Raw genomic sequence first — 20,786 nt, forward strand, 5'->3', positions numbered from 1 at the left:
AATTTGGTTTGATACTATAGAAACGTAAAAATACTAACTTTAGTTTTATTTTATGTTTTTATGTTGCAAAAATAATTTTGAATCGTCTTACTTATATAACCAGTTAAAAACCAATTTTTTTATGAACCAAAATGAGTTTGTGCTGATGGTAACTCCATTCAAAGACAAAGTCTTCAGGTTGGCCAAGCGATTGCTGGTTAGTACTGAGGAAGCCGAAGATGCCACTCAAGAAGTTTTGGTGAAATTATGGAGCAAAAATGGAACTTTGGCAGGTTACAGCAGTATTGAAGCTTTTGCGATGACGATGACAAAGAATTATTGTTTAGACCAATTGAAATCCAAAAGATCCGGAAATCTAAAAATTGTTCATACCAATTATACGGATTCAGCACCCGCATTAGATAAAAAACTGGAAGATTATGATAGTTTGAATTGGGTTGAAAGAAGTATAAGTCAATTGCCGGAGCAACAACGAATCATCATTCAGCTTCGTGATATTGAACAATATGAGTTCGAAGAAATCGCTAAAATGCTTGATATGAATGAAAGTGCCATAAGAGTGACGCTTTCCAGAGCCCGAAAAACGATACGAGAATACATGTCAAAAACACATAATTATGGAATTATATAAAGTAGAAGCGTTACTTGAAAAATACTTTGAGGGTGAAACTTCAATTGCGGAAGAGAAAGAATTACAGGAGTATTTTTCGATGCAGCTGGTTGCTCCACATTTAGAAAAGTATACCGCATTATTTAACCATTTTGCTGTTGCAAAAGAACAACAGTTTGAACAAGAAATTCCGTTGTTAGAAATTCAAAAGGATGAAAATAGGAATCAAAAACGAAATTTTGCTTGGGTCTCCATTGCAGCTTCGGTTTTAGTTTTGATGGGAATTGTAACGTATGTTTTTTATAATTCGGAACCTGTGACTAACAGTAAAGATTTAGGAACGTATGATGATCCTGAAGTAGCTTTTAAAGAAACTCAGAAAGCACTTTCACTATTGTCAAAAAATGTAAATGTTGGCATAGAAAGTGTAAAGTATATTGAAGAATATCAAATCGCAAAAAATAAAGTATTCCGAAAAACTAAAAATAAATCTAGAGGTATTTAACTGCTTTTAAATAATGATAATCACGGCGTAAACGCTACAATCAATTAAAATAATGCTAAACAAATTAAAAAAAATGAAATCAATCAATCCCAATCCGAGTTTTTGCACACCAGCAAATCAGATTCAAAAGAACAGCCGTTTAAGTACAGCTAAAAAGTTTTTAATCACCGTAATGTTAGTTTTTATTGCGAGTCCAATTTTTGCGCAAGCGGCATTTGATAAATTTGACGGACAAGATGACGTTACGTCAATTATAGTCAATAAAAAAATGTTTGACTTAATGAGTAAAGTAAAAGTGGATGCTTCAGATAAAGAAACCCAACAATACTTAGCCTTGATAAAAAAGCTCGATAATTTAAAAGTATTCACTACAAAAAGTACACGGGTAGAAGGCGAAATGAAGGCTACTGCTGAGAAGTATATAAAAACAGCCGGGCTAGAAGAGTTGATGCGCGTGAATGAAAATGGCAGAAACATTAAAATTTTGGTAAAATCTGGTGCAACAGATTCTCAAATCAGAGAGTTGTTAATGTTTATTGAAGGTGCAAAAAATGATGATACTGTTTTGATGTCGTTGACCGGTAATTTCGATTTGAATGAAATTTCGATTCTTACCGATAAGATGAGAATTCCCGGCGGTGATGACTTGAAGAAAGCAACTAAAGGTAAAAAGTAAGATGAGAACAGGATATGGAATTTTACTGCTGTTTAGTTTGTTCCTGATCAGCTGCAATTCGGAGCCGACTTTGCAAAAGTATTTTGTAGAAAATACAGAGAACAAAAATTTTATTGCGCTCGATGTTTCTCCCAGTATTTTGAATGTGGATAAAACAAAATTATCAGTGGCTCAAAATGATGCTTTAAAGTCTTTTAACAAGATGAATGTTTTAGCTTTCAAATTAAATGATAAAAACAAAGCGGAGTTTGGAACGGAACGCGCTAAAGTTGATTTGATTTTGAAGGACAAAAAATACCAACAACTGATGAAATTTGGCTCAGGCAAGGAAGGTGCCTCAGTAAGTTTTGTTGGTAGCGATGAACACATCGAGGAATTTGTTTTTTTTGCTAATAAAAAAGAAAATGGTTTTGCGGTAGTCCGCATTTTAGGAAAAGATATGAACCCAACCAGTGTGATGACAATGATGAGTGTATTGCAGCAATCTAATATTGATTTGGAACAACTGAAACCGCTGCAGCAATTAATGAGTAAGTAAATTAGTTAGTCTAATAAAGTGAAGCGTCTTGATTAAGTTCAAGACGCTTTTTGTTTGTTACGTTCAAAAGTTTTTTTGAAATTAATTGCAAAACATTTTTTTGTTTTTACTGCACTTTGACTTCCCAACTGAATTGCTTTTGTAAAATCGGTGCATGCGTTCTTCTTATTTTGTGCATGAAATAATATGTTTAACCAAAAAGTGCAATTGTAACTTGAATCCAGCTTAAAAATAATTCGCTTTTTATAAATAAATCACTAAAAGTGGGTATTGTCAGAGCTTTTTATTTCCTGTAGTTTTGCGTTAAATTTATATGATATTTCTTATCAGAATAATCAAATCAGAAAATGAAAAAAACAGTACAAGCAAAACGTGATCATGAAACTATTGTAAAAAAATACAATACATTACATTTATACATTGGCACTTTCTTCTTGTTTATAGGAAGCTTATCTGTGGGAATTTTGATGGTTATGTTTTTTTTAAATACTCTAGGATTTTTTTTTCAAAACTAAGCGGATAGATTCTTCTTATTTCTATAAAGTAATTTTTTTGTTAAATAAAAATGCTTCTGAAAAATCAAGTTTACTTGACGATTTCAGAAGCATTTTGTTTTGTGACCACGGTGGGAATACTTTTGTGTAATCTTACTATTGTCTATGAATTCAGTATTTATTGCAAACATATCAATAAATTTAATACTTAAGACGATAAATTATAATTTTAGTAATTACAAATAATTACTTTTATTTTCGTTTAATTACATTTTATAATACAGATTTATGTATTTTTGTATTATGGCAACAGTACATTTTCTATATCGTTCAGTTAGAAGTAAAGCGAAGCTTGAAGTTAGACTTCAACACACGCATAAAACATTTGAAAATATTACAAACTACATTTGGACGGCCAAAACTCAAATTGAAGTTACCGAAAACTTTTGGACAAAGCAAAGAAAAGTAAAAAGCAAGGGTAATATTGACATAAGTAATGAGCAGACACGAGTAAATAATTTGTGTAATGCTCTTGATAATTTTATTTTAGAGTGTTTCAATACAACAACACCTGAAGCGATCACAAAAAACTGGCTCCAAACTCAAATTGATCATTATTACAGTCCACCAATTGAAAAGCTGCTAGAAATAATTCCGGTTAACCTAATTGATTATTTTGACTATTACATTAAACACAAGGAAAACCGTCCTACTGATGTATTGATAAGAAAAATAATAGTTGTAAGACGAAAACTAGAAAGACTGGAAAAATATAGAAAAAAACAAATACTTATAAAGGATATCAATAAGCAATTCAAAAATGAATTTCAAAATTATTGTGATAATGAAAAATACAGTCGATTAACTACTCAAAGAGATTTTGCAGAAATAAAAACAATTTGTTTAGACGCCAGAAGCAAAGGAATTGAAACGAGTTTGGAACTCGATAAATTAAGTTTTAAGCGTGAAAAAGCAACTAATATTTATTTGACCATTGACGAACTTCAAAAGATTGAAAATATTGAAAAAAGCAAATTAGCTGACTATTTGGAAAATGCCCGGGACTGGCTTTTAATCTCTTGTTTCACTGCTCAAAGAATTTCTGATTTTATGCGGTTTACTGCCGATATGATACGCATTGAAGACGGTCAAAATTTTATTGAATTTACTCAGGTAAAAACAGATAAAATAATGACTGTGCCACTACACCCGAAAGTAATTGAAATACTAAGTAAAAGAAACGGAAATTTTCCAAAAGCAATATCGAGCCAGAAGTATAATGATTACATTAAATTAGTTTGCGAGATTGCAGAACTTACACAAGAAGTTTACGGGAGTAAATTAACCGAAACAGCTCCAGAAAGCGGAATATTTAGAAAAGAAACTAAAATGTTCAGAAAGTGCGATTTGGCTAGCAGTCATATTGGCCGAAGAAGTTTTGCAACAAATTTCTATACCAAAATTCCAACCACGCTGCTAAAGAATATCACAGGACACACAACAGAAGCAATGCTTTTGAATTATTTAGGAAAAAGCAATAAAGATTTAGCAAAAGAAACCCATAAATATTTTTAAAACTGGAATAAGTGAAACCGCTCCATTGGAATCCGGGAGCTTGAAAAGTTTGTAAACTGAATTTGTCAAGGACTAAAGCTAATAATAATGAAAACAGCAACAATTCCACTCGAAGAATACAATCATTTGTTAGAAATAAATGAAAAATACAAATGTTTGCGGGAACATTTAGAAAAGGCTAATGAATTATTCAAAAGCCTTGGTGAAGAGCTTGGGAACGACACACAAAAACGTGTTGCTGCCAAGTCCAAGCCTAAACCTAGAGAAACAAAACAGCAAAGGATTGATAAATACAAAAGATTAATCGAGACTGGAGCACGGGCAAAAAAACCAGATCATCTGAAGAAGAAATAAAAAAGCATAATAGTTTATTAATTCAATCAATACAAGCAAATGGACTTCTATAATTTTGAAAAATACAATGACCTTTTTAGTTTTGAAAAACTCAATGGAGATTATCAACCATTATTAAAAACATACAAGGGTAGTTATCATACTTCCATGAATACTTTTTTAAAAGAGTATGAAGAAAACACGGAACTTAGATTTATTGAAAGTCAATTATACTTTTGTAATAAAGAAATTATTATACAAAAAAGTATTATTATAAGTTTAGAAAGACTCGATCACGAAACTTTTTATTATGTAAGAAACAGGGTTAGCGAAACTCATTTCGTCTATTTGGAAAAATTGTATTTTCAGGGTGATGAGACAGACGAAGTAGACGAGACAGAACTTTGTATACACGCCACCGCCAAAAATTTTATAAAGTTTATTTCAAATAGAATAACAAGTCTTTGTTTAATCAATGAATTTCTAGTACAACGAAAACAAGAGCTTGAAAAGGAATCAAACATAAAAGTTCCAGCGCCTAAAGATATAGACTCAAGAAACCTTACAGCCAATCAACTAGCTCTAATAATGGTGTACAATGGTAACACTATGGTAACTCGAAATGAACACGGTGACGATTTGTACAACAAAGTTACGAAGTGGGTAAAATCGAAAACAAGAACAGCAGATCCAGACACAACCAAATTAGTTTTAGAGAATAAAATCAAATTATTTGAAAGTATTATTCCGTTTTTGTTGGAAGAAAACAGACAAAAAGCAATTGATGAGATTAAAACATTAAAATTGCATTTGCTTAAATATTAAATAGTTAAAAAAAGGTAAGTACTTATAAGCGCTTACCTACTTCCCAAGGTTGCAATCTTTGTTAAAACTTAAAGACAAAGACTATGAGCAACCCATTTGAAGTTATCGATGCACGTTTAAGCAATATTGAATCCTTATTGCTAGACATTAAACACCCACCTAAACAAAAAATAATTGATGGCGAAGTCTTACTAGATGAAGACGAAGCTTGTGCCTTTTTGAAAACCAATTCCGTGACTTTATGGCGATGGGTTAAGGCTGGGAAAATTAAAGTCTATAAATTTTCGCATAAGAATTACTACAAGCGAAATGAGATTTTAGAAACTATCACACCATTAAAAAAATAAGGTTTTGAGTGAGGGAGGCACACAAAACCTTGATTTTAAAAGTTTAGAACAGGGCAAATCTACAAAACGAGATACTCATCTTAAAACCATATTTGAGTATTTACAAAGTCATACCGTAACGGCTTCAATGTTGGCCGAAGCTACTAATATTCCGCAAAAATCGATATGCCGCTACAAGCGCGATCTTGAAAAGAAAGGCTTGCTCTGTGAAGTAGAAAAGAAACTTTGTTTTCTAACTAATTTCAAAGCATGGTTCCTTACGACTAATCCTGAGTTATTCCCAAAGAAACCCAATTCCCTTCATTTAAAAAATCAATTTAACCCAATAGTTAAAAATTTATGAGTGGTTGGATAAAACTGCATAGGAGAACTACAGAACACTGGATATGGAGCGATCCTATTAAGTTTCAATGGTGGATTAGAATGCTTATGGAAGTTAATCATACTAGCAAAGAAATACTCATAGGAAACACTCTTTACATGATAGAAAGAGGCCAATCCGGAAAGAGTTTAAGAACGTGGGCTGTCTTGTTCGGAGTTGGAACTAAAGCTGTAATTAACTTCTTTGAATTGCTTGAAAAAAGCGAAATGATAATCAAAAAAACTATTGGAAAAGGGAAACATTCTACAACCCTTATAACCATTACTAATTACAAAGATTATCAAGGTACTGAGGAAACATTAAAAGCTACGCTAAAGACTACACAAGGAACTACACAAGGGCAACACGAAGGGCATACAAACAAGAAAGAAAAAGAAATTATAAATAATGAAAATAATGAAAAAGAAGAAGATACTCCTAACGGAGTTGATGATTTAAAAAATCAACCTAATACTCCAAAGATTGATTTTGATGGTCTTATTTCTTTTTTTAATGCTAATCGAGGTTTATTACCAGAGGTCAGAAATTCAACTGAAGCCAGAAAAAAAAGGATTTTGACTCTTGAAAAACAATATGGGAAAAAAGCGATTATGCAAGTAATTGAAAAACCCGTGACTCTTATTTTTTACAAGGCGGCAATAAAGAAAACTGGACAGCTAGTTTTGATTGGATTTTTAAACCAGTCAACTTTTTAAAAATCTTGGAGGATAATTATGTTAACAAAAATGACATACGAAATGTAAATTCACAAAGAACAGATACTGAGCATAAACAATCAGCTATAGATGCTGTTAATGCGCTTTTTGGCATTAAAAAACCCAGTTTTACAAGTAATAGACCAGATAATATAGGAGCCATAAAAAAACCAGCACGATTTACAATTGCTGGAGCAGAAAAGACCCTTGCTGCTGACGCTGAAAAAAGACAAAAACCTAATGTTTTCGACTTGGAAAAAGGTTTTGAAGAAGAAAAAACAGAAAGTCATAGCACATTTTTAAGTCAAAAAAAATTCAACAGCAACAGATAATAATTAAATCAAAAAAATATATCATGAGTGATGGACAAATAACCAGGAATGACATAATCACAGACGACGCTCTAAATTGGGGGCCTGATTATGCAAAAGGAATGGAAGTGGCAATTGCAAAGAACAAGGAATTTGTAGCCGGTATTTTGACAATGCATTTAGCAAATGAAAAGCTAAGAAAGTCCCAGAATCAAACGGATTTTATAAAGCAGAAAAATGATCTAAAATTAATTACTGATCAAACTATTTTATCTCTAAAAGAACAACACGTTGCCGAAACTAATTTAGAAAAGGTAAAGCAAGAAGCATTGAGAACAGAAAAATTAGCCATTGATGTTGCCAGTAAAAAACAGGCTGCTTCAAAAGCCGGAATAAAGCTCTCAGTTGAAGAAAGACTGACCAACGAACAGAATAATCGAATAGCAAAAGAACAGGCCGCTCTTAATAGCAAAATGACTACTGCGTACACGAAACTGAATTTGCAACGCACCATTGCCAAAAGAAATTTACTCGATTTATTAAGTGCCGAAAATCAGAACACTGAAGCAATTAAAAGCGCCGAAAAAGAATTTGCCTCTTTAGATATTCGGGTTCGTAAAGCGGACCAGGCAGTGGGTGACTTTCATAAATCAGTGGGAAACTATCCAAAAATTGCAAGTTTTACAAGTGGAATTAAAAACCTCGTTGGAGCTTTTGGATTATTAGGAGGAGGAGCTTTAGTTGCATCTGTATTAAAAAAAGCTTTTGACACGATCAAACAGTTTGATCAGGGCATTGCAGATTTAAGTGCGATTACAGGAGCTGCTGGAAAGGATTTGGATTATTTAAAAAACCAAGCTATTGATTTAGGAAAAGGTACCAAAGGCGGTGCGGTTGCAGTAGTGGAAGCTTACAAATTAATTGCATCCGCAAAACCTGAATTACTTGAAAATGTAGAAGCTTTGAACCAAGTTACTGAAGCGGTTTTGACATTGGCACAAGCATCAGGAATGGAAATGCCGGACGCTGCAATTGCTTTGACTGATGCTATGAATCAATTTGGAGCTGACGCTTCACAAGCTGCCGTATTTGTAGATGCGTTAGCAAATGGTGCGAAATATGGATCTGCTGAAATTCCACAAGTGACCGAAGCGCTATTAAAATTTGGAGCCGTAGCGAGAACATCAAATGTAAGCATCCAAGAAAGCACGGCATTAGTAGAATTACTTGCAGAAAACGGATTGAAAGGCGCTGATGCTGGAACTGCATTACGTAATGTATTGTTAAAAATAAGTGCTCCGGATGCTTTGCCTAAAAAAGCACAAGAGGAGTTTGCGAAACTGGGAATTTCATTGGAAACATTAAAAGATAAATCTATTCCTATTCAACAAAAGTTGGAATTGTTGAAACCGTTATTAAAAGATAATGCTTCTATTGTAAAAGTGTTTGGTTTAGAAAATGCAACGGCAGCTTTAAACGTTTTGGGTCATACTGATAGATTGAAAGAGTTGACATCTAAAATGAATGAAAACGGAACTGCAGCAGAACAGGCATCGATTAGGACCGACACTTTGACCGGTTCAATGGATAAATTAGAAAGTGCATGGAGCAGTTTTATTTTATCACTTAACGAAAAAGGTAACGGATTAGGTGGTTTTTTTAAAGGCGTTTTAGATTTCGCTAAAGAAAGTGTTCACGGTATGACCGTAATGTTTACAGATGAGGAAAAGAAAAGAAACGACGAATTAGGAAAAATAAAGCAAACGGGCATAGAGTCCGCTATTGCTTTATATTCAAAAGAAAACGGATATAATGAAGAACGATTAAATAAAATTAAAAAGCAAAACTCAGATGAAATAACTGAAAATACCAAAAAAGTAAACGCTTTAATTGCTGACAATAAAAAACTATCGCAAAACACCGTATTCCTTACCGGAGCCATAAAAAACGATTCTTTTGCTAAAATAATGGATAATAGAAAAAAGATAGCAGCACTCAACAACAAAACAACAGATCTATTTGGTAAAAATACAGGTGTTAATTCGTTAATAGCGTCAGGGAAACCAGGTAAGACAACTCCCCCTCCTCCACCTGCCTTAACAAATGACAATGCGGATGCCGATAAAGCAGCAAAAGAAGCTTTAGACAGAGCAAAAAGGCTTTCGGATTCTTTATATGAAGTAAAAAAGCAGCAATTAGAAAGGGATATAAAAATAAATGATGAGATTGTATCAAATGATAAATTAAGTGATGATGTTCGTATTGCTGCATTGGAACTTAGCAGTAAAAAACAAATTACGCTTACTGAATTAACACAACAGCACTCTTTAGATGCAGATAAATTTGTTTTGGAAAAAGACCGAATGAATGCAAATCAAAAAGTATTGATTAATAACGATGCAGCATTCAAAATACAAGACATCAACAAAAAAACATCAGAGGAAATATTGAAAATAAATCAATTTGATGAAGCTAAATACCAGAAGGATTTAGAAGACAAGGTTTCTAAAATAAATATTGCAATGAATGAAGAGTTGGCTGTCGAATTTGACCGGTTCGCAGCTTTAGGAGACTTGGAAGCAATGGCACAAGCTGACCGTGAAAAAGCCATAGAAGACCACGAAAAAAGGATTTTCGATATTAAGAAAGCTTTTGCAATCAAAACATTGAAGTTGCAAATTGCTAATTTAGAAGGGCAATTGGCTACCAATGATTTGCTGCCTGTCAATGAGCAGATATCAGCAGACAAAAGACAAAAAATTGAAGAGAATTTAAGTAATGCAAAAGTTGCAATTAAAGAAAATGAGTTAAGTAAAAACAAAGAGACCAACCAAGTAACTATTCAATCAGAAAGTGAAAAAGCATTACAAATACTTGATATATCAGCGCAATTGGCGGGTGCTTTATCAGATATTTCAAATTCATTATTTGACGCAAAAATTCAAAAAATTGATGATGAAATATCTAAAAACAATGAATATTATGATAAGCAAATTGAGTTGTCCGGAAATGATGAGCGCCAGAAAGATTTATACGCTGACGAACGCGATAAAAAAAATGAAGCGTTAGAAAAAAAGAAACGTAAGGAGCAACATAAACAGGCCGTTTTTAACAAAGCAATGTCAGCTCTTAATGTTGGTATTTCAACGTCAATGGCTATTATATCTGCTTTAGCTCAAGTACCTAAATTTGACTTTGGTATTTCCGCTGCTTCAATAGCTACGGCTTACGGTATTGTTGGAGCAGCTCAATTAGCGGCTGTTTTAGCTTCTCCGTTACCTAAATATAAAATGGGTCGTTTGGGCGGTCCAGCAGAAACGGCTTGGGTAGGGGATGGTTTTGTAAGTGAGGTAATTACTTCAGCGGATGGTTCTAATCCAAGATTGACGCCAAATACACCTACACTTGCAAACTTAGGTCAAGGTGATATCGTACACAAGTCCGTTGAAGATTACAACCGTTATATCCGGGCTTCAATTCTATCGGGCTTCAATCAAGACCAAAGTAAATTAAGTGAGTTCCAATCAATACAGTTTGACAACAACAACAACAAAGAGCTTGTTGACGAAATGAGACTAACTAGGAAAGCGATCGAGAAGAACAAAACAAACATAACCGTTAATGTTCCTAAAATTGATATGCCACATGAGATGTGGAAAGCAAAAAATAAAAACTGGAATCAATAAATCCGGAACAAATTAATTTATTGGATCAATTTAGCATGTAATAACCATAAGGATTGAAATTTTAAAAAAGGTGAGATTACGGTTAGAATTTATTTAATGACTACAAGATTACTACAAGGATTGACTTTTTAAAAACCCCTTAATTACCTCCTAAATTGACAGTTAACAAAATGCAGAATTATAAAAAAAGTAATCAATAAACAAAAATAGAATCATGAACAGAAAGCAGCAAATCGCCAATCTTGAAAGTGAGATTGAGCAAAAAAAACAAACTATAAACGATTTGAGAAAAGCAGAAGATCAGGAACAGCAAGAACATCCAGACCAAGACGTTGTTAATGAATTTGTAGATAGCCTAAACATTTAAAATAAAAAAACATGAAAAAAGAAAGAATTTTAATTGCTCAAGACAACTCATTATTAAATGAGATATGCTCAGATTTGACATGCTTCAAACCTTTACTAGCGAACCTAAAAACAATTTATGAATCACTAGAAATCGGACCTTTTAGCAATCAAGTTTATAAGGAAATAGTTTATTCAGGAACTGCAGGAATATCCGAAAGATTTAGATCTAGTATTGAATCTGATATAAAAGCCATGGGGATATCAAAGTCAATTATCAAAGTCAATATTAAATCCGGATCTGAAACACTTTTAGATCAATTTATAATCTATGTTTCAGAATTAAAAAAAGTCAAGCCTGCTACTTTCTCCAGGGTAAAGAGACTGAATTTAAAACAAATTTCTTTTATCGACAACGGATTTATCATAACCTCAGAAGATAAAGAGCAAATTCTCGAAAGTGAATGTAGAATATATTTAGAGAACGAAAAAGAAAAGGAGTTTTTCGAGAACCTAAAAAACTTTATTGACGCATACGATAAAGTAAACCAAAACTTAGAGGAATTTCAGTTTAGATTTAGCTACAATCAAGGCAAAGGGGTGAAAGGAATAGAAAAAGTTTTTTTGAATTTAACAGAAGACGGATATAGCATTAATCCTTATAGTATAAAATTCGCTACCAACTACATAGAAAACAATTTAAAATTCAGGTAGTAACTAGTAAATGAAAGGGAGCGTAAAAGTTCCCTTTTTTCTAAAGTACGTAAAAGTACGAGCAAAGTATAAATTTCAAATATTAACAGGATGGAAAATAAAAGAGCTAAAACGCCCGGAAGCGGAAGAGTCAAGGGCACTCCAAATAAAACGACTGCTGAGGCTAGGGTGGAAAAACCAGTCAAATTGACCACCCTATTCCAGTTCAAATTGACCACCAGTTTCGGAGCAAACTGACCACCATTTTCCAGTCCAAATTGACCACCTGATTTTGGGCTAAAATTGGACATTAAAAACTACTAACTTTTTCATGTTGTTAGCACCATACATTCGTTAAAAAAATACGGATTATGGCAAACAAAATAACAGACATGAGTAAAATTAGAAAAGCAATTAAATTCTACTGTAACGGGAAAAGTAAGTTATTCATAAGTAAGTACTTATCTCTTTCTAGAAATACAGTAAAGAAGTATATTTCTTTATTTGAAGTGCTAGGATTAAGTTTTGAAGTAATTAACGAAAAAACAGATGCTGAGTTAGAACTTTTGTTTTCACACACTACCGTGGAATCAATCAGTCCCAAACTGCAGATTCTTTATGATTTTTTTCCTAAAATGGAACGCGAACTAAAAAAAGTTGGCGTTACCATACAGCACATGTGGGAGCAATATATTGCCCTAAATCCTAATGGTTACCGAAGCTCGCAATTTGGACATCATTATAAAACATGGAGCAAACGAGTCAATCCAGTGATGCACATGAATCACAAAGCGGGTGATAAAATGTATGTGGATTATGCTGGAAAAACACTCTCCATCATTGATAAAGACACGGGAGAAATTAAAGAAGTACAATTTTTTGTAGCCATATTAGGAGCCAGTCAATACACCTATGCCGAAGCTTCCATGAGCCAACAAAAAGAAGATTTTGTTACTTCGGTAGAAAATGCTATGCGTTTTTTTGAAGGTACTCCTGCGGCAATTGTTCCCGATAATTTAAAATCTGCAGTAATAAAAAGCAGTCGTTTTGAACCCACAATTAATGAAACCTTAGCTGATTTAGCCGAACATTACCAAACTACAATCTTGCCTGCTAGGGCTTATAAACCCCGAGACAAATCATTGGTTGAAGGAGCTGTTAAGATCTTGTATCGAAGGATTTATGTAAATCTAAAAGAAACTAAATTCTTTTCTCTGGAAGAATTAAACCAGCAAATATGGGATTTATTGGATGCTCATAACAGTCGAAAACTCACAGGACGTCCGTACTCTCGGATAGAATTATTTTTAGAAGATGAGCAACAAAAACTAAGTCCATTACCACAAGAACGTTTTGAAATCAAATACCAATCCTTTGCAACAGTAATGCAAAATGGGCATGTTCAATTAAGTCAGGACAAAAATTACTATAGCGTTCCGTATCAATATGTCAAGAAAAAAGCGAAACTATTGTATACCAAATCAACGGTAGAGATCTATCACAAATACAATCGAATAGCCATCCATCCAAGGAATTACAAACCTTATATCTATACCACAATCCCGGAACATATGGCTAGCACGCATCAATTTGTAGCTCAGTGGAGTGCTGCCCGCTTCATTGATTGGGCCAGTAGTATTGACGAGTCAGTAGCAGAATATATTATGCAAATAATTGAAAGTAGAAACCATCCTGAACAGGCTTATAAAAGTTGTTTGGGAATATTAAACTTCGAGAAAAAGGTAGGGAAAGAGCGATTAATAAATGCCTGTAAGCGGGCACTTGATTTTAAAATTTACAATTTTAAGACCATTCAAAATATTTTAGAAAACAACTTAGATCATATCGAATTTGAACAAGAACCTGAGCAGGAACTTCCAATTCACGCTAACATAAGAGGAAAACAGTATTATAATTAAATTAAAACACAGTAATCATGAATGAATCCACAGTAACAAAAATGAAACAAATGAAGCTTTACGGCATGCACAATGCTTTTAAAACAGCCATTGAAAGCGGAAAAACAGACCATTACACGCTCGATCAGTTTGTATCGATGCTTATTGATGCCGAATGGGATGAAAGGCACAATCGGCGTATTGCCCGCAGTATCACCAACGCCCGATTCCATTACAAATCAAATATTGAAAGTATCAATTTTGACCAAACCCGTAATCTGGATCGAAATACCATACTGCGTCTGGCAGAATGTGAATTTGTCGAAAAAAATGAAAACATTTTAATAACGGGAAGCACTGGTGTAGGCAAAAGTTATTTAGGCACAGCATTGGGTTATCAAGCCTGTATCCAAGGTTTTAAAGTAAGTTATTTTAATACTTCGAAGCTGTTTGCTAAATTAAAAATGGCCAAAGCAGATGGTTCTTACCTGAGAGAATTGGCCAAAATAGAACGGCAAGATGTTATTATATTAGACGATTTTGGACTCCAAGCTTTGGATAGCAGTAACCGAATTACCCTTTTAGAGATCATTGAAGACAGGCATAATAACGGTTCTATTATTGTAACCTCACAAATCCCAGTGCAAGGCTGGTATGACATCATTGGAGAAAAAACCATAGCTGATGCCATTTTGGATAGACTGATTCATCAATCTCATCGACTCGAATTACATGGAGAATCCATGAGAAAAAAAAGAGGGATAAACAAAGGCTAATATTTAAGTATATTTGAATACTAATTAACAGATGAAAAAGAGTAGTTTTTAATGAAAAATGGGGTGGTCATTTTGCTCCGGAATTAGGTGGTCATTTTGAATTGGAATCAGGTGCTCACTTTAAATTGGAATTGGGTGGTCAATATCACTGGAATTTGCAGCTAGGGAGCTTTTGCAAAAGATAGTTGGTAAGGAATTAGATAAACTTGGAACTTTGTTATCAGGTTTGGAGCCATTGGAACGTGTGAATGCCCTGGCAAAACTATTGCCTTACATTCTTCCAAAAAAGCAAGAAGTTACTTTAGAGCAAAAGGAGCCAATGACAGAGGCGCAAAGAATATTTAGAATGGAACAGTTAAAAGCAAAACTTAACAGCTCAGAAGTATGATCACAGATGCAGAACTATTGGAGTTAGAAACATTATTGATTGATAAGTACGAAAATCATGTGTTTGATAAAATATTCTATAATGAAATGACAAACGAAATCATTGCTGTTTTTAAGGACCTGGAATACTTGTTAGTAAAAGAATATTTAGGGAGGTATAGAGTATTTAGCAGCAAAGTGATCATGAGTTTGGATTTATTCAATCTTCTTATGATGAGGTATTTTTCAACAAATGAAACAGTCCAGATCAAAACATTAAAAATATCAAATAATTGAAAAGTATCGACAAAATAAGGGAATATAAATTATTCCTTATGTGATAAAATATGTTCTTTTTAGATTTCAAATATTAGATTTAAGAAGAGCTTCATAGGAATATGAACCCTTTTTGATAAGAGCATAAAAAAAAGCTGACCTTACAATTGGTAAGGTCAGCTTAAAAAATCATTTTGACTTTATTGTTTCTTCAACTCCCCAATAGGGATATAGGATCCTTCACGAAACACAAAAATAGTTTCAGTTTCGTTTGGCTTAGTTGATTGAAACAAATCTCTAACATCAATATTTAAAACAGCTGCAATTTTAATTAATAAATCAGGTTTTGGAAAACTATTTCCTTGCACAATATTTGAGATACTGGCTGGAGTTACTTCAACTTTTTCGGCCAATTCTTTACCGGTTATGCCTTTTTCATTCAATAATTCTTTTAATCTTAAAATGTTCATGGCTTCATTATTTAAATTCATGCTAAGGTAGTGAATTATAGTAATACTTAATTTTTTTATAAATAATTATAGTAAAGATACATAAGTATTATATTATTACTTATATTTGAATCGAAATAATTATAGTAATACTTAATAATAGTAAATTAAAATATCAAACAACAATTAAAACTATGGAAACCGTAAAAAACAAATCAAAAATAATAGTATCTATACTTAGCGATGCTATAATATTCTCCAGATTAAGCTGCAAGATGTTCGACATTCTAAATATTTTTGATCCTAAAAATCAAGATCAGGATTTTGATTTAGAATTTAATTACAGCGGGATGAATAATGCAATTTCCATTATGAAAATTAAAGACGACAGGCTGGATAATATATTGGGAGGTATTTATTGCGACTTAGTGTATAAAAATGAGGAAGAAGTCAGGGTAGATGAACTGGCTGCGCTTATTTATCGAAAATGGATAAAGGCTATCAAAAAGTACAATTCATCTTATCAATTGACTGCTTAAAATAGTCTTATCAAATTTAACAAAATAGCTTCATAGAAATATGAGGCTATTTTTTATAAATATCACTAAAAGTGGGTATTGGTTAAACAGATTAATAGTTCTTTATTTATGAAAACATTAAAGTGATAGATAAAGAAGAATATAATAAGTTAAGACAAGATGCATGGAACAAAGCTCTTCATTCATTTGGATATGGCTACATTTATACATTGCGTGGTGGTTCCTTAAGCAAAAAATTAAACCTAATTACATTTTTAGGAATAATTATTCCATTGCTGATTGGAGCCATCGTTACTACTTACGGTGTCAATTCTCCGCTTCTTTTTTACATGTTATGGGTTGCCGGTCCTTTATCAATTTTACAGTTAGCTATATCAGTTTGGGCTGTAGTCAATAACTGGAATAGCTCTTTTGCTTATTACTTAGAAACTTCTCTTGATAATTATAAATTAGCTAATGACTATGAAGAAATAGGTAAATATCCAGACAAAACAGTTATTGGCCTTAAAACTCAACTTGAAAAAATAAATGTTTTAAGAGATAACCGTGACAAGCAAGACAATCGTTACCCATTAAAAGACTTTGAGAAAAGGAGGGGCATGAGATATGCTTTAAGAAAATATAAAAGAGATTGTGCCGGGTGTAATATTAAACCGGTGAGCATGAGATCTTCTGATTGTGGTGTATGTGGAAACTTTTAACTTAATAAATATATGACTGATAACAAAAACGTACTACAGGTACTAAAAGGATTTTCCAACTTAACTGATATGGAAAGAATAATTTTAGAAAGAGAAATAAATGATTTTAACAGTAAATCTTATTTAGGTCAGATCGAAGCTAAGTCAAATGTTACCATAAAGCTTAGGGCATCTTTGGGCCCAACAAATGACAACAGTTGCACATGTTGCGGTAAAAGTTAGTTAAATGTCTCTTCAGATAAAATAACCTTTCAGAAATGAGAGGTTATTTTATGTTGAAAAGTTTAAAATAGTACCATTACGGAAAACCTCAATGTTGTTGATTTTTAATATTTTATATTTGATTTTTATAAATCTAAAAAATAAAATTATGGAAGGATTAGGAGCAATATTTGTAATAGCGATTATAATAGGGGTAGTTTTTTTAATGCGCTGGCTTGGAGCTTGGATGCTTAGAATCGACGAAGTTATTAATATTCAAAGCGAAATTCTTAAGGAATTAAAAAAAAGAAATTAATGCTAAAAACTTACTTTAAAAGGCAGTAAAAAATATTAAAATACAGAAATAATACAGATTTTAAAAATACAAAACCCTAAAACCTTAATTTACAAAGGATTAGGGTTTTATTTTTGTTTTAAAAGTGACCACGGTGGGATTTGAACCCACACGCCCTTGCGAGCACCAGCCCCTCAAGCTGGCAAGTCTACCGTTTCTCCACGTGGCCTTAAAATAAAAAAGGCCAAGTAATAAATTACTCGACCTTTTGTGACCCGACTGGGGCTCGAACCCAGGACCCCATCATTAAAAGTGATGTGCTCTACCAACTGAGCTATCGAGTCAATGCTTTCAAGAAAATTATGTGTTGATCACTAAAATTGTGACCCGACTGGGGCTCGAACCCAGGACCCCATCATTAAAAGTGATGTGCTCTACCAACTGAGCTATCGAGTCATATTCTTCCCTTGAATGCGGGTGCAAATATAAGGACTTATTTTGGAGTTTTCCAAGCAATTTTATTATAAATTTGTCTTTTTTAAACAATAAATCTTAACGCCTTAATTTATAAGGTTTTATTTCATGAGAAAAATTATATTATTAGGCTATATGGGATGCGGGAAGTCCACTATTGCAAATAAGTTGTCAAAAAATATCAGTATCCCTTTTGTAGATTTGGATAAAAAGATAGAAGAAAAGGTGAATTTGTCCATAAATGCCATTTTTGAAAAGCATGGAGAAATTTATTTTAGAAAGGTAGAGCACGAAGTTTTTATCGAATTATTGAATTCGCCGGAGCAATTAATTATAGGTTTGGGCGGAGGAACGCCTTGTTATGCCAATAATCATGAGCTGCTAAAAGCAGATAATGTTGTTTCCATATATCTTAAAGCGTCAATTGAGACTTTATTTAGCAGATTGTCTGCCAATAAAAGCAAAAGACCCCTCATCGCCAACAAAAGTGATGCGGAGATGAAAGAGTTTATTGCAATGCATCTCTTCGAAAGAAGTTTTTATTACAACCAAGCACAACATAAAGTTGTGGTCGATGATAAAACCATTGATCAGACCATTCTGGATATTATAGCTCTTTTAGCTTAAGTATGCATAACTATCATTATTTTCATCAAAAATAACTTGCACGTGCTCCAATAATGACGTAGAAAGAGAAATTCCTTTGAAATCGGCTTTTACGGGGTACTTTTTGTGGTTTCTATCTACAAGTACGGCCGTTTTGAATTTTTTCAAAGGAACGTCTATGAAGTGTCTTACCGCATAGATTAATGTAGTGCCTGAATTTAATACGTCATCAACAAGAATCAAACCTTTATTGGTATACTGTTCTTTTGATAGGGAAGTGTGAATGGGAAGTTGTGGATTTTGTTTGTTGATTTGCACTTCGCAGAGTGAAACTTTAATAGGCGATATTGTTTCCAGAGCCAATGCTATTTTTTTTGCAAATGTAAAACCGTTAGCAGCAATGCCCGCGATTACAATTTCTTCCTCATCTACAAAGGTTTCATAGATTTGGTAGGCAATTCTTTTTATTTTATGTTCTATTTCCTGATTTGTTAAAATGATATTTTTGCTCATTGTTTAAAGGTTTTTTCCCCTCCCCAGCCCTCCCCGAAGGGGAGGGAGCCAGGTCTGGCAAAGGTTATTCGATGTTTTACTTAATTTTTATTTGTCAACACTTGTCTTCCCATCATACCTTCCGGGCGGAAACTGGGTTTTGCAAAGGCTATTAGATATTTCACTTAATTTACGAAGGCTCGTCTCCCTCTCCTTCGGGGAGGGTCGGGGAGGGGAGAAATTCGTCAATGTCTCTTCTGTCTTTTTTGGTTGGTCTCCCGGTTCCATTTTTTCGATAATGTTCTTTGGATAATTTTAAAAGTTCCAAATGCTGATACGCTTCAGCCGGAGTATCATTTCGTCTATAGATATCCACCAATTTTGCCCCGACACGATTTTCAGGAATGTCTAAAACCGTAATGATTTGGGTGATTTGGTCTTTTCTAAAAGTGATTTTATCAGTAGGAAAAACTTCCTTTGATGGTTTGGCAACCAAGCCGTTTACCGTGACATGATTCTTTTTACAGGCTTCGGTAACCATGTTTCGCGTTTTATAATACCGCATGCACCATAAATATTTATCTATTCTCATAAATTTTCTAAAATCGGAGTTAAATAGTTTACAAAAATCAATCAAAATTGTATCTTGCGCACTTAAAAAATTAGCTATAATGAACAAATTTAAGTATTATTTTATTCTATTAATTACAACTGTCTCTTTATTTTCATGCTCAAAGGATGATGCTGCGGAAATTACCCCGCCAAGAGATTATGCAGTGCAATATGCAACTGATTTAACAGATATTGAAGAGTATTTAAAAGCATATCATATTACGGTTGTCAACCACGCTGGTTTTCAAGACGATCAGGATGTTACGTTTACCAAGATTGCTGCAGGCGGAACAGAACCGTCCATTTATTCTTATTTGAATAGTGCTACTTTTCCAAAACTTTTGAGTAGAGATGTGAAATTTCACGATATTACCTATAAATTATATTACCTGGTTTTAAGAGAAGGAACCGGAAAATCACCTTCCAATGTTGACGCGGTATTAACTGGATACAAAGGGGATTACTTGTCCCGACAAAAAGTTGCTGAAGTGGAAACGTTAACGGCTACTTTTTTCGAAGAATCAAAAAACCCACAACAGTTTTTTTCTTTATTTACAAATCTTGATGTCCCTCTTAGAGCTTGGAGTCAAATTTTCCCCTTGTTTAAGACTGGAACTTATGAGTCAAATGTTGATGGTACTGTTTCATATAATGATTTTGGAGCAGGAGTGATTTTTATCCCCTCTGGATTAGGATATTATAGCTCAGGAAGTAATAGTATTCCGGCATATGCACCATTAATATTTAGTTTTAAATTATTTGAGATCAACAGGCTTGACTCAGATGGTGATGGAATCATGAATTTTCAAGAAGATCTTGACGGAGATGGCTACGTTTATGATTACAGAAACAAGACAAACTACCCAACAACTCCCACAATAAATTTGGATGATACGGATGGCGATGGAATCCCGAACTTTTTAGATACGGATGATGATGGAGACGGCGTAAGTACCAGAACAGAAATCACAGGTACTAATGGTGTTTTAATCCCTTTTGAGTCTATCCCGAGCTGTGACGGTAATACTACTAATCCTGACAGAGTCAAAAGGCATTTAGTAAAATGTAACTAAAAAATACAATTCA

27 protein-coding genes and 3 tRNA genes are annotated in these 20,786 nt (G+C 33.4%); 24 read left to right on the top strand and 6 right to left on the bottom strand.

Annotation, left to right across the window (positions count from 1 at the left end; translation table 11 throughout):
* Positions 1-121: 121 nt before the first annotated feature.
* The 19 genes from G7A72_RS13300 to G7A72_RS13390 all read left to right on the top strand — a co-directional run bounded on the left by G7A72_RS13300 (position 122) and on the right by G7A72_RS13390 (position 15,352).
* Positions 122-631: an RNA polymerase sigma factor gene (locus G7A72_RS13300; RefSeq protein ID WP_165152803.1), complete on the top strand. Its 510-nt coding sequence runs from the start codon at positions 122-124 to the stop codon at positions 629-631.
* Positions 618-1,115 (top strand): hypothetical protein, encoded by a 498-nt coding sequence (locus G7A72_RS13305; protein ID WP_165152804.1) that lies wholly within the window; start codon positions 618-620, stop codon positions 1,113-1,115. The genes G7A72_RS13300 and G7A72_RS13305 overlap by 14 nt, the downstream gene beginning before the upstream one ends.
* Before the next feature lie 172 nt (positions 1,116-1,287).
* On the top strand, positions 1,288-1,791 hold the full coding sequence (locus G7A72_RS13310) for a DUF4252 domain-containing protein (RefSeq protein ID WP_241258615.1): 504 nt from the start codon (positions 1,288-1,290) through the stop codon (positions 1,789-1,791).
* Between the two features lies 1 nt (position 1,792).
* Positions 1,793-2,329 (top strand): DUF4252 domain-containing protein, encoded by a 537-nt coding sequence (locus G7A72_RS13315; RefSeq protein ID WP_165152806.1) that lies wholly within the window; start codon positions 1,793-1,795, stop codon positions 2,327-2,329.
* 347 nt (positions 2,330-2,676) lie between these two features.
* On the top strand, positions 2,677-2,844 hold the full coding sequence (locus tag G7A72_RS13320) for a hypothetical protein (RefSeq protein ID WP_165152807.1): 168 nt from the start codon (positions 2,677-2,679) through the stop codon (positions 2,842-2,844).
* A 282-nt stretch (positions 2,845-3,126) separates the two neighbouring features.
* Positions 3,127-4,398 carry a site-specific integrase gene (locus tag G7A72_RS13325; protein ID WP_165152808.1) on the top strand — a complete coding sequence of 424 codons (1,272 nt, stop codon included), beginning with the start codon at positions 3,127-3,129 and terminating at the stop codon, positions 4,396-4,398.
* 87 nt (positions 4,399-4,485) lie between these two features.
* Positions 4,486-4,752, top strand: coding sequence for a hypothetical protein (locus tag G7A72_RS13330; protein WP_165152809.1), 267 nt, complete (start codon positions 4,486-4,488; stop codon positions 4,750-4,752).
* A 39-nt stretch (positions 4,753-4,791) separates the two neighbouring features.
* Positions 4,792-5,556 carry a hypothetical protein gene (locus tag G7A72_RS13335; RefSeq protein ID WP_165152810.1) on the top strand — a complete coding sequence of 255 codons (765 nt, stop codon included), beginning with the start codon at positions 4,792-4,794 and terminating at the stop codon, positions 5,554-5,556.
* Positions 5,557-5,639: 83 nt separating this feature from the next.
* Positions 5,640-5,903 carry a helix-turn-helix domain-containing protein gene (locus G7A72_RS13340; RefSeq protein ID WP_165152811.1) on the top strand — a complete coding sequence of 88 codons (264 nt, stop codon included), beginning with the start codon at positions 5,640-5,642 and terminating at the stop codon, positions 5,901-5,903.
* 4 nt (positions 5,904-5,907) lie between these two features.
* The gene (locus tag G7A72_RS13345) at positions 5,908-6,246 is read left to right on the top strand and encodes a hypothetical protein (RefSeq protein WP_206531508.1); all 339 of its coding nucleotides are present in this window, start codon (positions 5,908-5,910) and stop codon (positions 6,244-6,246) included.
* Positions 6,243-6,980 (top strand): hypothetical protein, encoded by a 738-nt coding sequence (locus tag G7A72_RS13350; RefSeq protein ID WP_165152812.1) that lies wholly within the window; start codon positions 6,243-6,245, stop codon positions 6,978-6,980. Before G7A72_RS13345 ends, G7A72_RS13350 begins: the two co-directional genes overlap by 4 nt.
* 5 nt (positions 6,981-6,985) lie before the next feature.
* A complete protein-coding gene (locus G7A72_RS13355) occupies positions 6,986-7,312 on the top strand; it encodes a hypothetical protein (RefSeq protein ID WP_165152813.1) in 327 nt (108 codons plus the stop codon).
* Positions 7,313-7,335: 23 nt separating this feature from the next.
* Positions 7,336-10,977 carry a phage tail tape measure protein gene (locus G7A72_RS13360; protein ID WP_165152814.1) on the top strand — a complete coding sequence of 1,214 codons (3,642 nt, stop codon included), beginning with the start codon at positions 7,336-7,338 and terminating at the stop codon, positions 10,975-10,977.
* Between the two features lie 214 nt (positions 10,978-11,191).
* Positions 11,192-11,344, top strand: a complete 153-nt coding sequence (locus tag G7A72_RS13365) for a hypothetical protein (RefSeq protein WP_165152815.1) — start codon at positions 11,192-11,194, stop codon at positions 11,342-11,344.
* 11 nt (positions 11,345-11,355) lie between these two features.
* Positions 11,356-12,036 (top strand): hypothetical protein, encoded by a 681-nt coding sequence (locus G7A72_RS13370; RefSeq protein WP_165152816.1) that lies wholly within the window; start codon positions 11,356-11,358, stop codon positions 12,034-12,036.
* A gap of 350 nt (positions 12,037-12,386) precedes the next feature.
* Positions 12,387-13,934 (top strand): IS21 family transposase, encoded by a 1,548-nt coding sequence (istA, locus tag G7A72_RS13375; RefSeq protein ID WP_165151421.1) that lies wholly within the window; start codon positions 12,387-12,389, stop codon positions 13,932-13,934.
* A gap of 17 nt (positions 13,935-13,951) precedes the next feature.
* Positions 13,952-14,689 carry an IS21-like element helper ATPase IstB gene (gene istB / locus G7A72_RS13380; protein WP_113667236.1) on the top strand — a complete coding sequence of 246 codons (738 nt, stop codon included), beginning with the start codon at positions 13,952-13,954 and terminating at the stop codon, positions 14,687-14,689.
* Between the two features lie 172 nt (positions 14,690-14,861).
* Positions 14,862-15,077 (top strand): hypothetical protein, encoded by a 216-nt coding sequence (locus tag G7A72_RS13385; protein WP_165152817.1) that lies wholly within the window; start codon positions 14,862-14,864, stop codon positions 15,075-15,077.
* Positions 15,074-15,352, top strand: coding sequence for a hypothetical protein (locus tag G7A72_RS13390; protein WP_165152818.1), 279 nt, complete (start codon positions 15,074-15,076; stop codon positions 15,350-15,352). The genes G7A72_RS13385 and G7A72_RS13390 overlap by 4 nt, the downstream gene beginning before the upstream one ends.
* 179 nt (positions 15,353-15,531) lie before the next feature.
* Here G7A72_RS13390 and G7A72_RS13395 read toward each other — a convergent pair whose 3' ends face one another.
* Complete coding sequence (locus tag G7A72_RS13395; protein WP_165152819.1) at positions 15,532-15,801, bottom strand: helix-turn-helix domain-containing protein; 270 nt, start codon at positions 15,799-15,801, stop codon at positions 15,532-15,534.
* Positions 15,802-16,055: 254 nt separating this feature from the next.
* On the opposite strand from G7A72_RS13395, the gene G7A72_RS13400 reads away from it, so the two are divergent.
* The 3 genes from G7A72_RS13400 (at position 16,056) to G7A72_RS13410 (ending at position 17,537) form a co-directional block, all read left to right on the top strand.
* On the top strand, positions 16,056-16,319 hold the full coding sequence (locus G7A72_RS13400; RefSeq protein WP_165152820.1) for a hypothetical protein: 264 nt from the start codon (positions 16,056-16,058) through the stop codon (positions 16,317-16,319).
* A 122-nt stretch (positions 16,320-16,441) separates the two neighbouring features.
* On the top strand, positions 16,442-17,020 hold the full coding sequence (locus G7A72_RS13405; protein WP_165152821.1) for a mobilome CxxCx(11)CxxC protein: 579 nt from the start codon (positions 16,442-16,444) through the stop codon (positions 17,018-17,020).
* Between the two features lie 370 nt (positions 17,021-17,390).
* Positions 17,391-17,537, top strand: a complete 147-nt coding sequence (locus tag G7A72_RS13410) for a hypothetical protein (protein ID WP_165152822.1) — start codon at positions 17,391-17,393, stop codon at positions 17,535-17,537.
* A gap of 125 nt (positions 17,538-17,662) precedes the next feature.
* On the opposite strand, the gene G7A72_RS13415 is transcribed toward G7A72_RS13410, so the two are convergent.
* The 3 genes from G7A72_RS13415 to G7A72_RS13425 form a co-directional block, all read right to left on the bottom strand.
* Positions 17,663-17,745 (bottom strand) — tRNA-Leu (locus tag G7A72_RS13415).
* A 42-nt stretch (positions 17,746-17,787) separates the two neighbouring features.
* A tRNA-Lys gene (locus tag G7A72_RS13420) sits at positions 17,788-17,860 on the bottom strand.
* Between the two features lie 39 nt (positions 17,861-17,899).
* A tRNA-Lys gene (locus G7A72_RS13425) sits at positions 17,900-17,972 on the bottom strand.
* A 126-nt stretch (positions 17,973-18,098) separates the two neighbouring features.
* Between G7A72_RS13425 and G7A72_RS13430 the strand changes: the two genes are divergently transcribed.
* Positions 18,099-18,617: a shikimate kinase gene (locus G7A72_RS13430; protein WP_165152823.1), complete on the top strand. Its 519-nt coding sequence runs from the start codon at positions 18,099-18,101 to the stop codon at positions 18,615-18,617.
* Here the strand turns inward: G7A72_RS13430 and G7A72_RS13435 are convergent.
* Positions 18,609-19,109, bottom strand: coding sequence for a phosphoribosyltransferase family protein (locus G7A72_RS13435; protein ID WP_113666295.1), 501 nt, complete (start codon positions 19,107-19,109; stop codon positions 18,609-18,611). The two genes, G7A72_RS13430 and G7A72_RS13435, sit on opposite strands and share 9 nt — an antisense overlap.
* 169 nt (positions 19,110-19,278) lie before the next feature.
* Positions 19,279-19,680 carry an RNA-binding S4 domain-containing protein gene (locus G7A72_RS13440; protein ID WP_165152824.1) on the bottom strand — a complete coding sequence of 134 codons (402 nt, stop codon included), beginning with the start codon at positions 19,678-19,680 and terminating at the stop codon, positions 19,279-19,281.
* Between the two features lie 79 nt (positions 19,681-19,759).
* Here G7A72_RS13440 and G7A72_RS13445 point away from each other — a divergent pair, with 79 nt between their 5' ends.
* Positions 19,760-20,773, top strand: coding sequence for an FKBP-type peptidyl-prolyl cis-trans isomerase (locus G7A72_RS13445; RefSeq protein ID WP_165152825.1), 1,014 nt, complete (start codon positions 19,760-19,762; stop codon positions 20,771-20,773).
* The last annotated feature ends 13 nt before the right edge of the window (positions 20,774-20,786 follow it).

The organism is Flavobacterium sp. Sr18, assembly GCF_011064265.1.
Taxonomy (GTDB): domain Bacteria; phylum Bacteroidota; class Bacteroidia; order Flavobacteriales; family Flavobacteriaceae; genus Flavobacterium; species Flavobacterium petrolei.

Bases quoted from the DNA above. Each gene is read 5' to 3' on its own strand.
- G7A72_RS13300 (WP_165152803.1), top strand. From the start codon at position 122: ATGAACCAAAATGAGTTTGTGCTGATGGTAACTCCATTCAAAGACAAA.
- G7A72_RS13305 (WP_165152804.1), top strand. From the start codon at position 618: ATGGAATTATATAAAGTAGAAGCGTTACTTGAAAAATACTTTGAGGGT.
- G7A72_RS13310 (WP_241258615.1), top strand. From the start codon at position 1,288: ATGTTAGTTTTTATTGCGAGTCCAATTTTTGCGCAAGCGGCATTTGAT.
- G7A72_RS13315 (WP_165152806.1), top strand. From the start codon at position 1,793: ATGAGAACAGGATATGGAATTTTACTGCTGTTTAGTTTGTTCCTGATC.
- G7A72_RS13320 (WP_165152807.1), top strand. From the start codon at position 2,677: ATGAAAAAAACAGTACAAGCAAAACGTGATCATGAAACTATTGTAAAA.
- G7A72_RS13325 (WP_165152808.1), top strand. From the start codon at position 3,127: ATGGCAACAGTACATTTTCTATATCGTTCAGTTAGAAGTAAAGCGAAG.
- G7A72_RS13330 (WP_165152809.1), top strand. From the start codon at position 4,486: ATGAAAACAGCAACAATTCCACTCGAAGAATACAATCATTTGTTAGAA.
- G7A72_RS13335 (WP_165152810.1), top strand. From the start codon at position 4,792: ATGGACTTCTATAATTTTGAAAAATACAATGACCTTTTTAGTTTTGAA.
- G7A72_RS13340 (WP_165152811.1), top strand. From the start codon at position 5,640: ATGAGCAACCCATTTGAAGTTATCGATGCACGTTTAAGCAATATTGAA.
- G7A72_RS13350 (WP_165152812.1), top strand. From the start codon at position 6,243: ATGAGTGGTTGGATAAAACTGCATAGGAGAACTACAGAACACTGGATA.
- G7A72_RS13360 (WP_165152814.1), top strand. From the start codon at position 7,336: ATGAGTGATGGACAAATAACCAGGAATGACATAATCACAGACGACGCT.
- G7A72_RS13365 (WP_165152815.1), top strand. From the start codon at position 11,192: ATGAACAGAAAGCAGCAAATCGCCAATCTTGAAAGTGAGATTGAGCAA.
- G7A72_RS13370 (WP_165152816.1), top strand. From the start codon at position 11,356: ATGAAAAAAGAAAGAATTTTAATTGCTCAAGACAACTCATTATTAAAT.
- istA (WP_165151421.1), top strand. From the start codon at position 12,387: ATGGCAAACAAAATAACAGACATGAGTAAAATTAGAAAAGCAATTAAA.
- istB (WP_113667236.1), top strand. From the start codon at position 13,952: ATGAATGAATCCACAGTAACAAAAATGAAACAAATGAAGCTTTACGGC.
- G7A72_RS13390 (WP_165152818.1), top strand. From the start codon at position 15,074: ATGATCACAGATGCAGAACTATTGGAGTTAGAAACATTATTGATTGAT.
- G7A72_RS13395 (WP_165152819.1), bottom strand. From the start codon at position 15,801: ATGAACATTTTAAGATTAAAAGAATTATTGAATGAAAAAGGCATAACC.
- G7A72_RS13400 (WP_165152820.1), top strand. From the start codon at position 16,056: ATGTTCGACATTCTAAATATTTTTGATCCTAAAAATCAAGATCAGGAT.
- G7A72_RS13410 (WP_165152822.1), top strand. From the start codon at position 17,391: ATGGAAGGATTAGGAGCAATATTTGTAATAGCGATTATAATAGGGGTA.
- G7A72_RS13430 (WP_165152823.1), top strand. From the start codon at position 18,099: ATGAGAAAAATTATATTATTAGGCTATATGGGATGCGGGAAGTCCACT.
- G7A72_RS13435 (WP_113666295.1), bottom strand. From the start codon at position 19,109: ATGAGCAAAAATATCATTTTAACAAATCAGGAAATAGAACATAAAATA.
- G7A72_RS13440 (WP_165152824.1), bottom strand. From the start codon at position 19,680: ATGAGAATAGATAAATATTTATGGTGCATGCGGTATTATAAAACGCGA.
- G7A72_RS13445 (WP_165152825.1), top strand. From the start codon at position 19,760: ATGAACAAATTTAAGTATTATTTTATTCTATTAATTACAACTGTCTCT.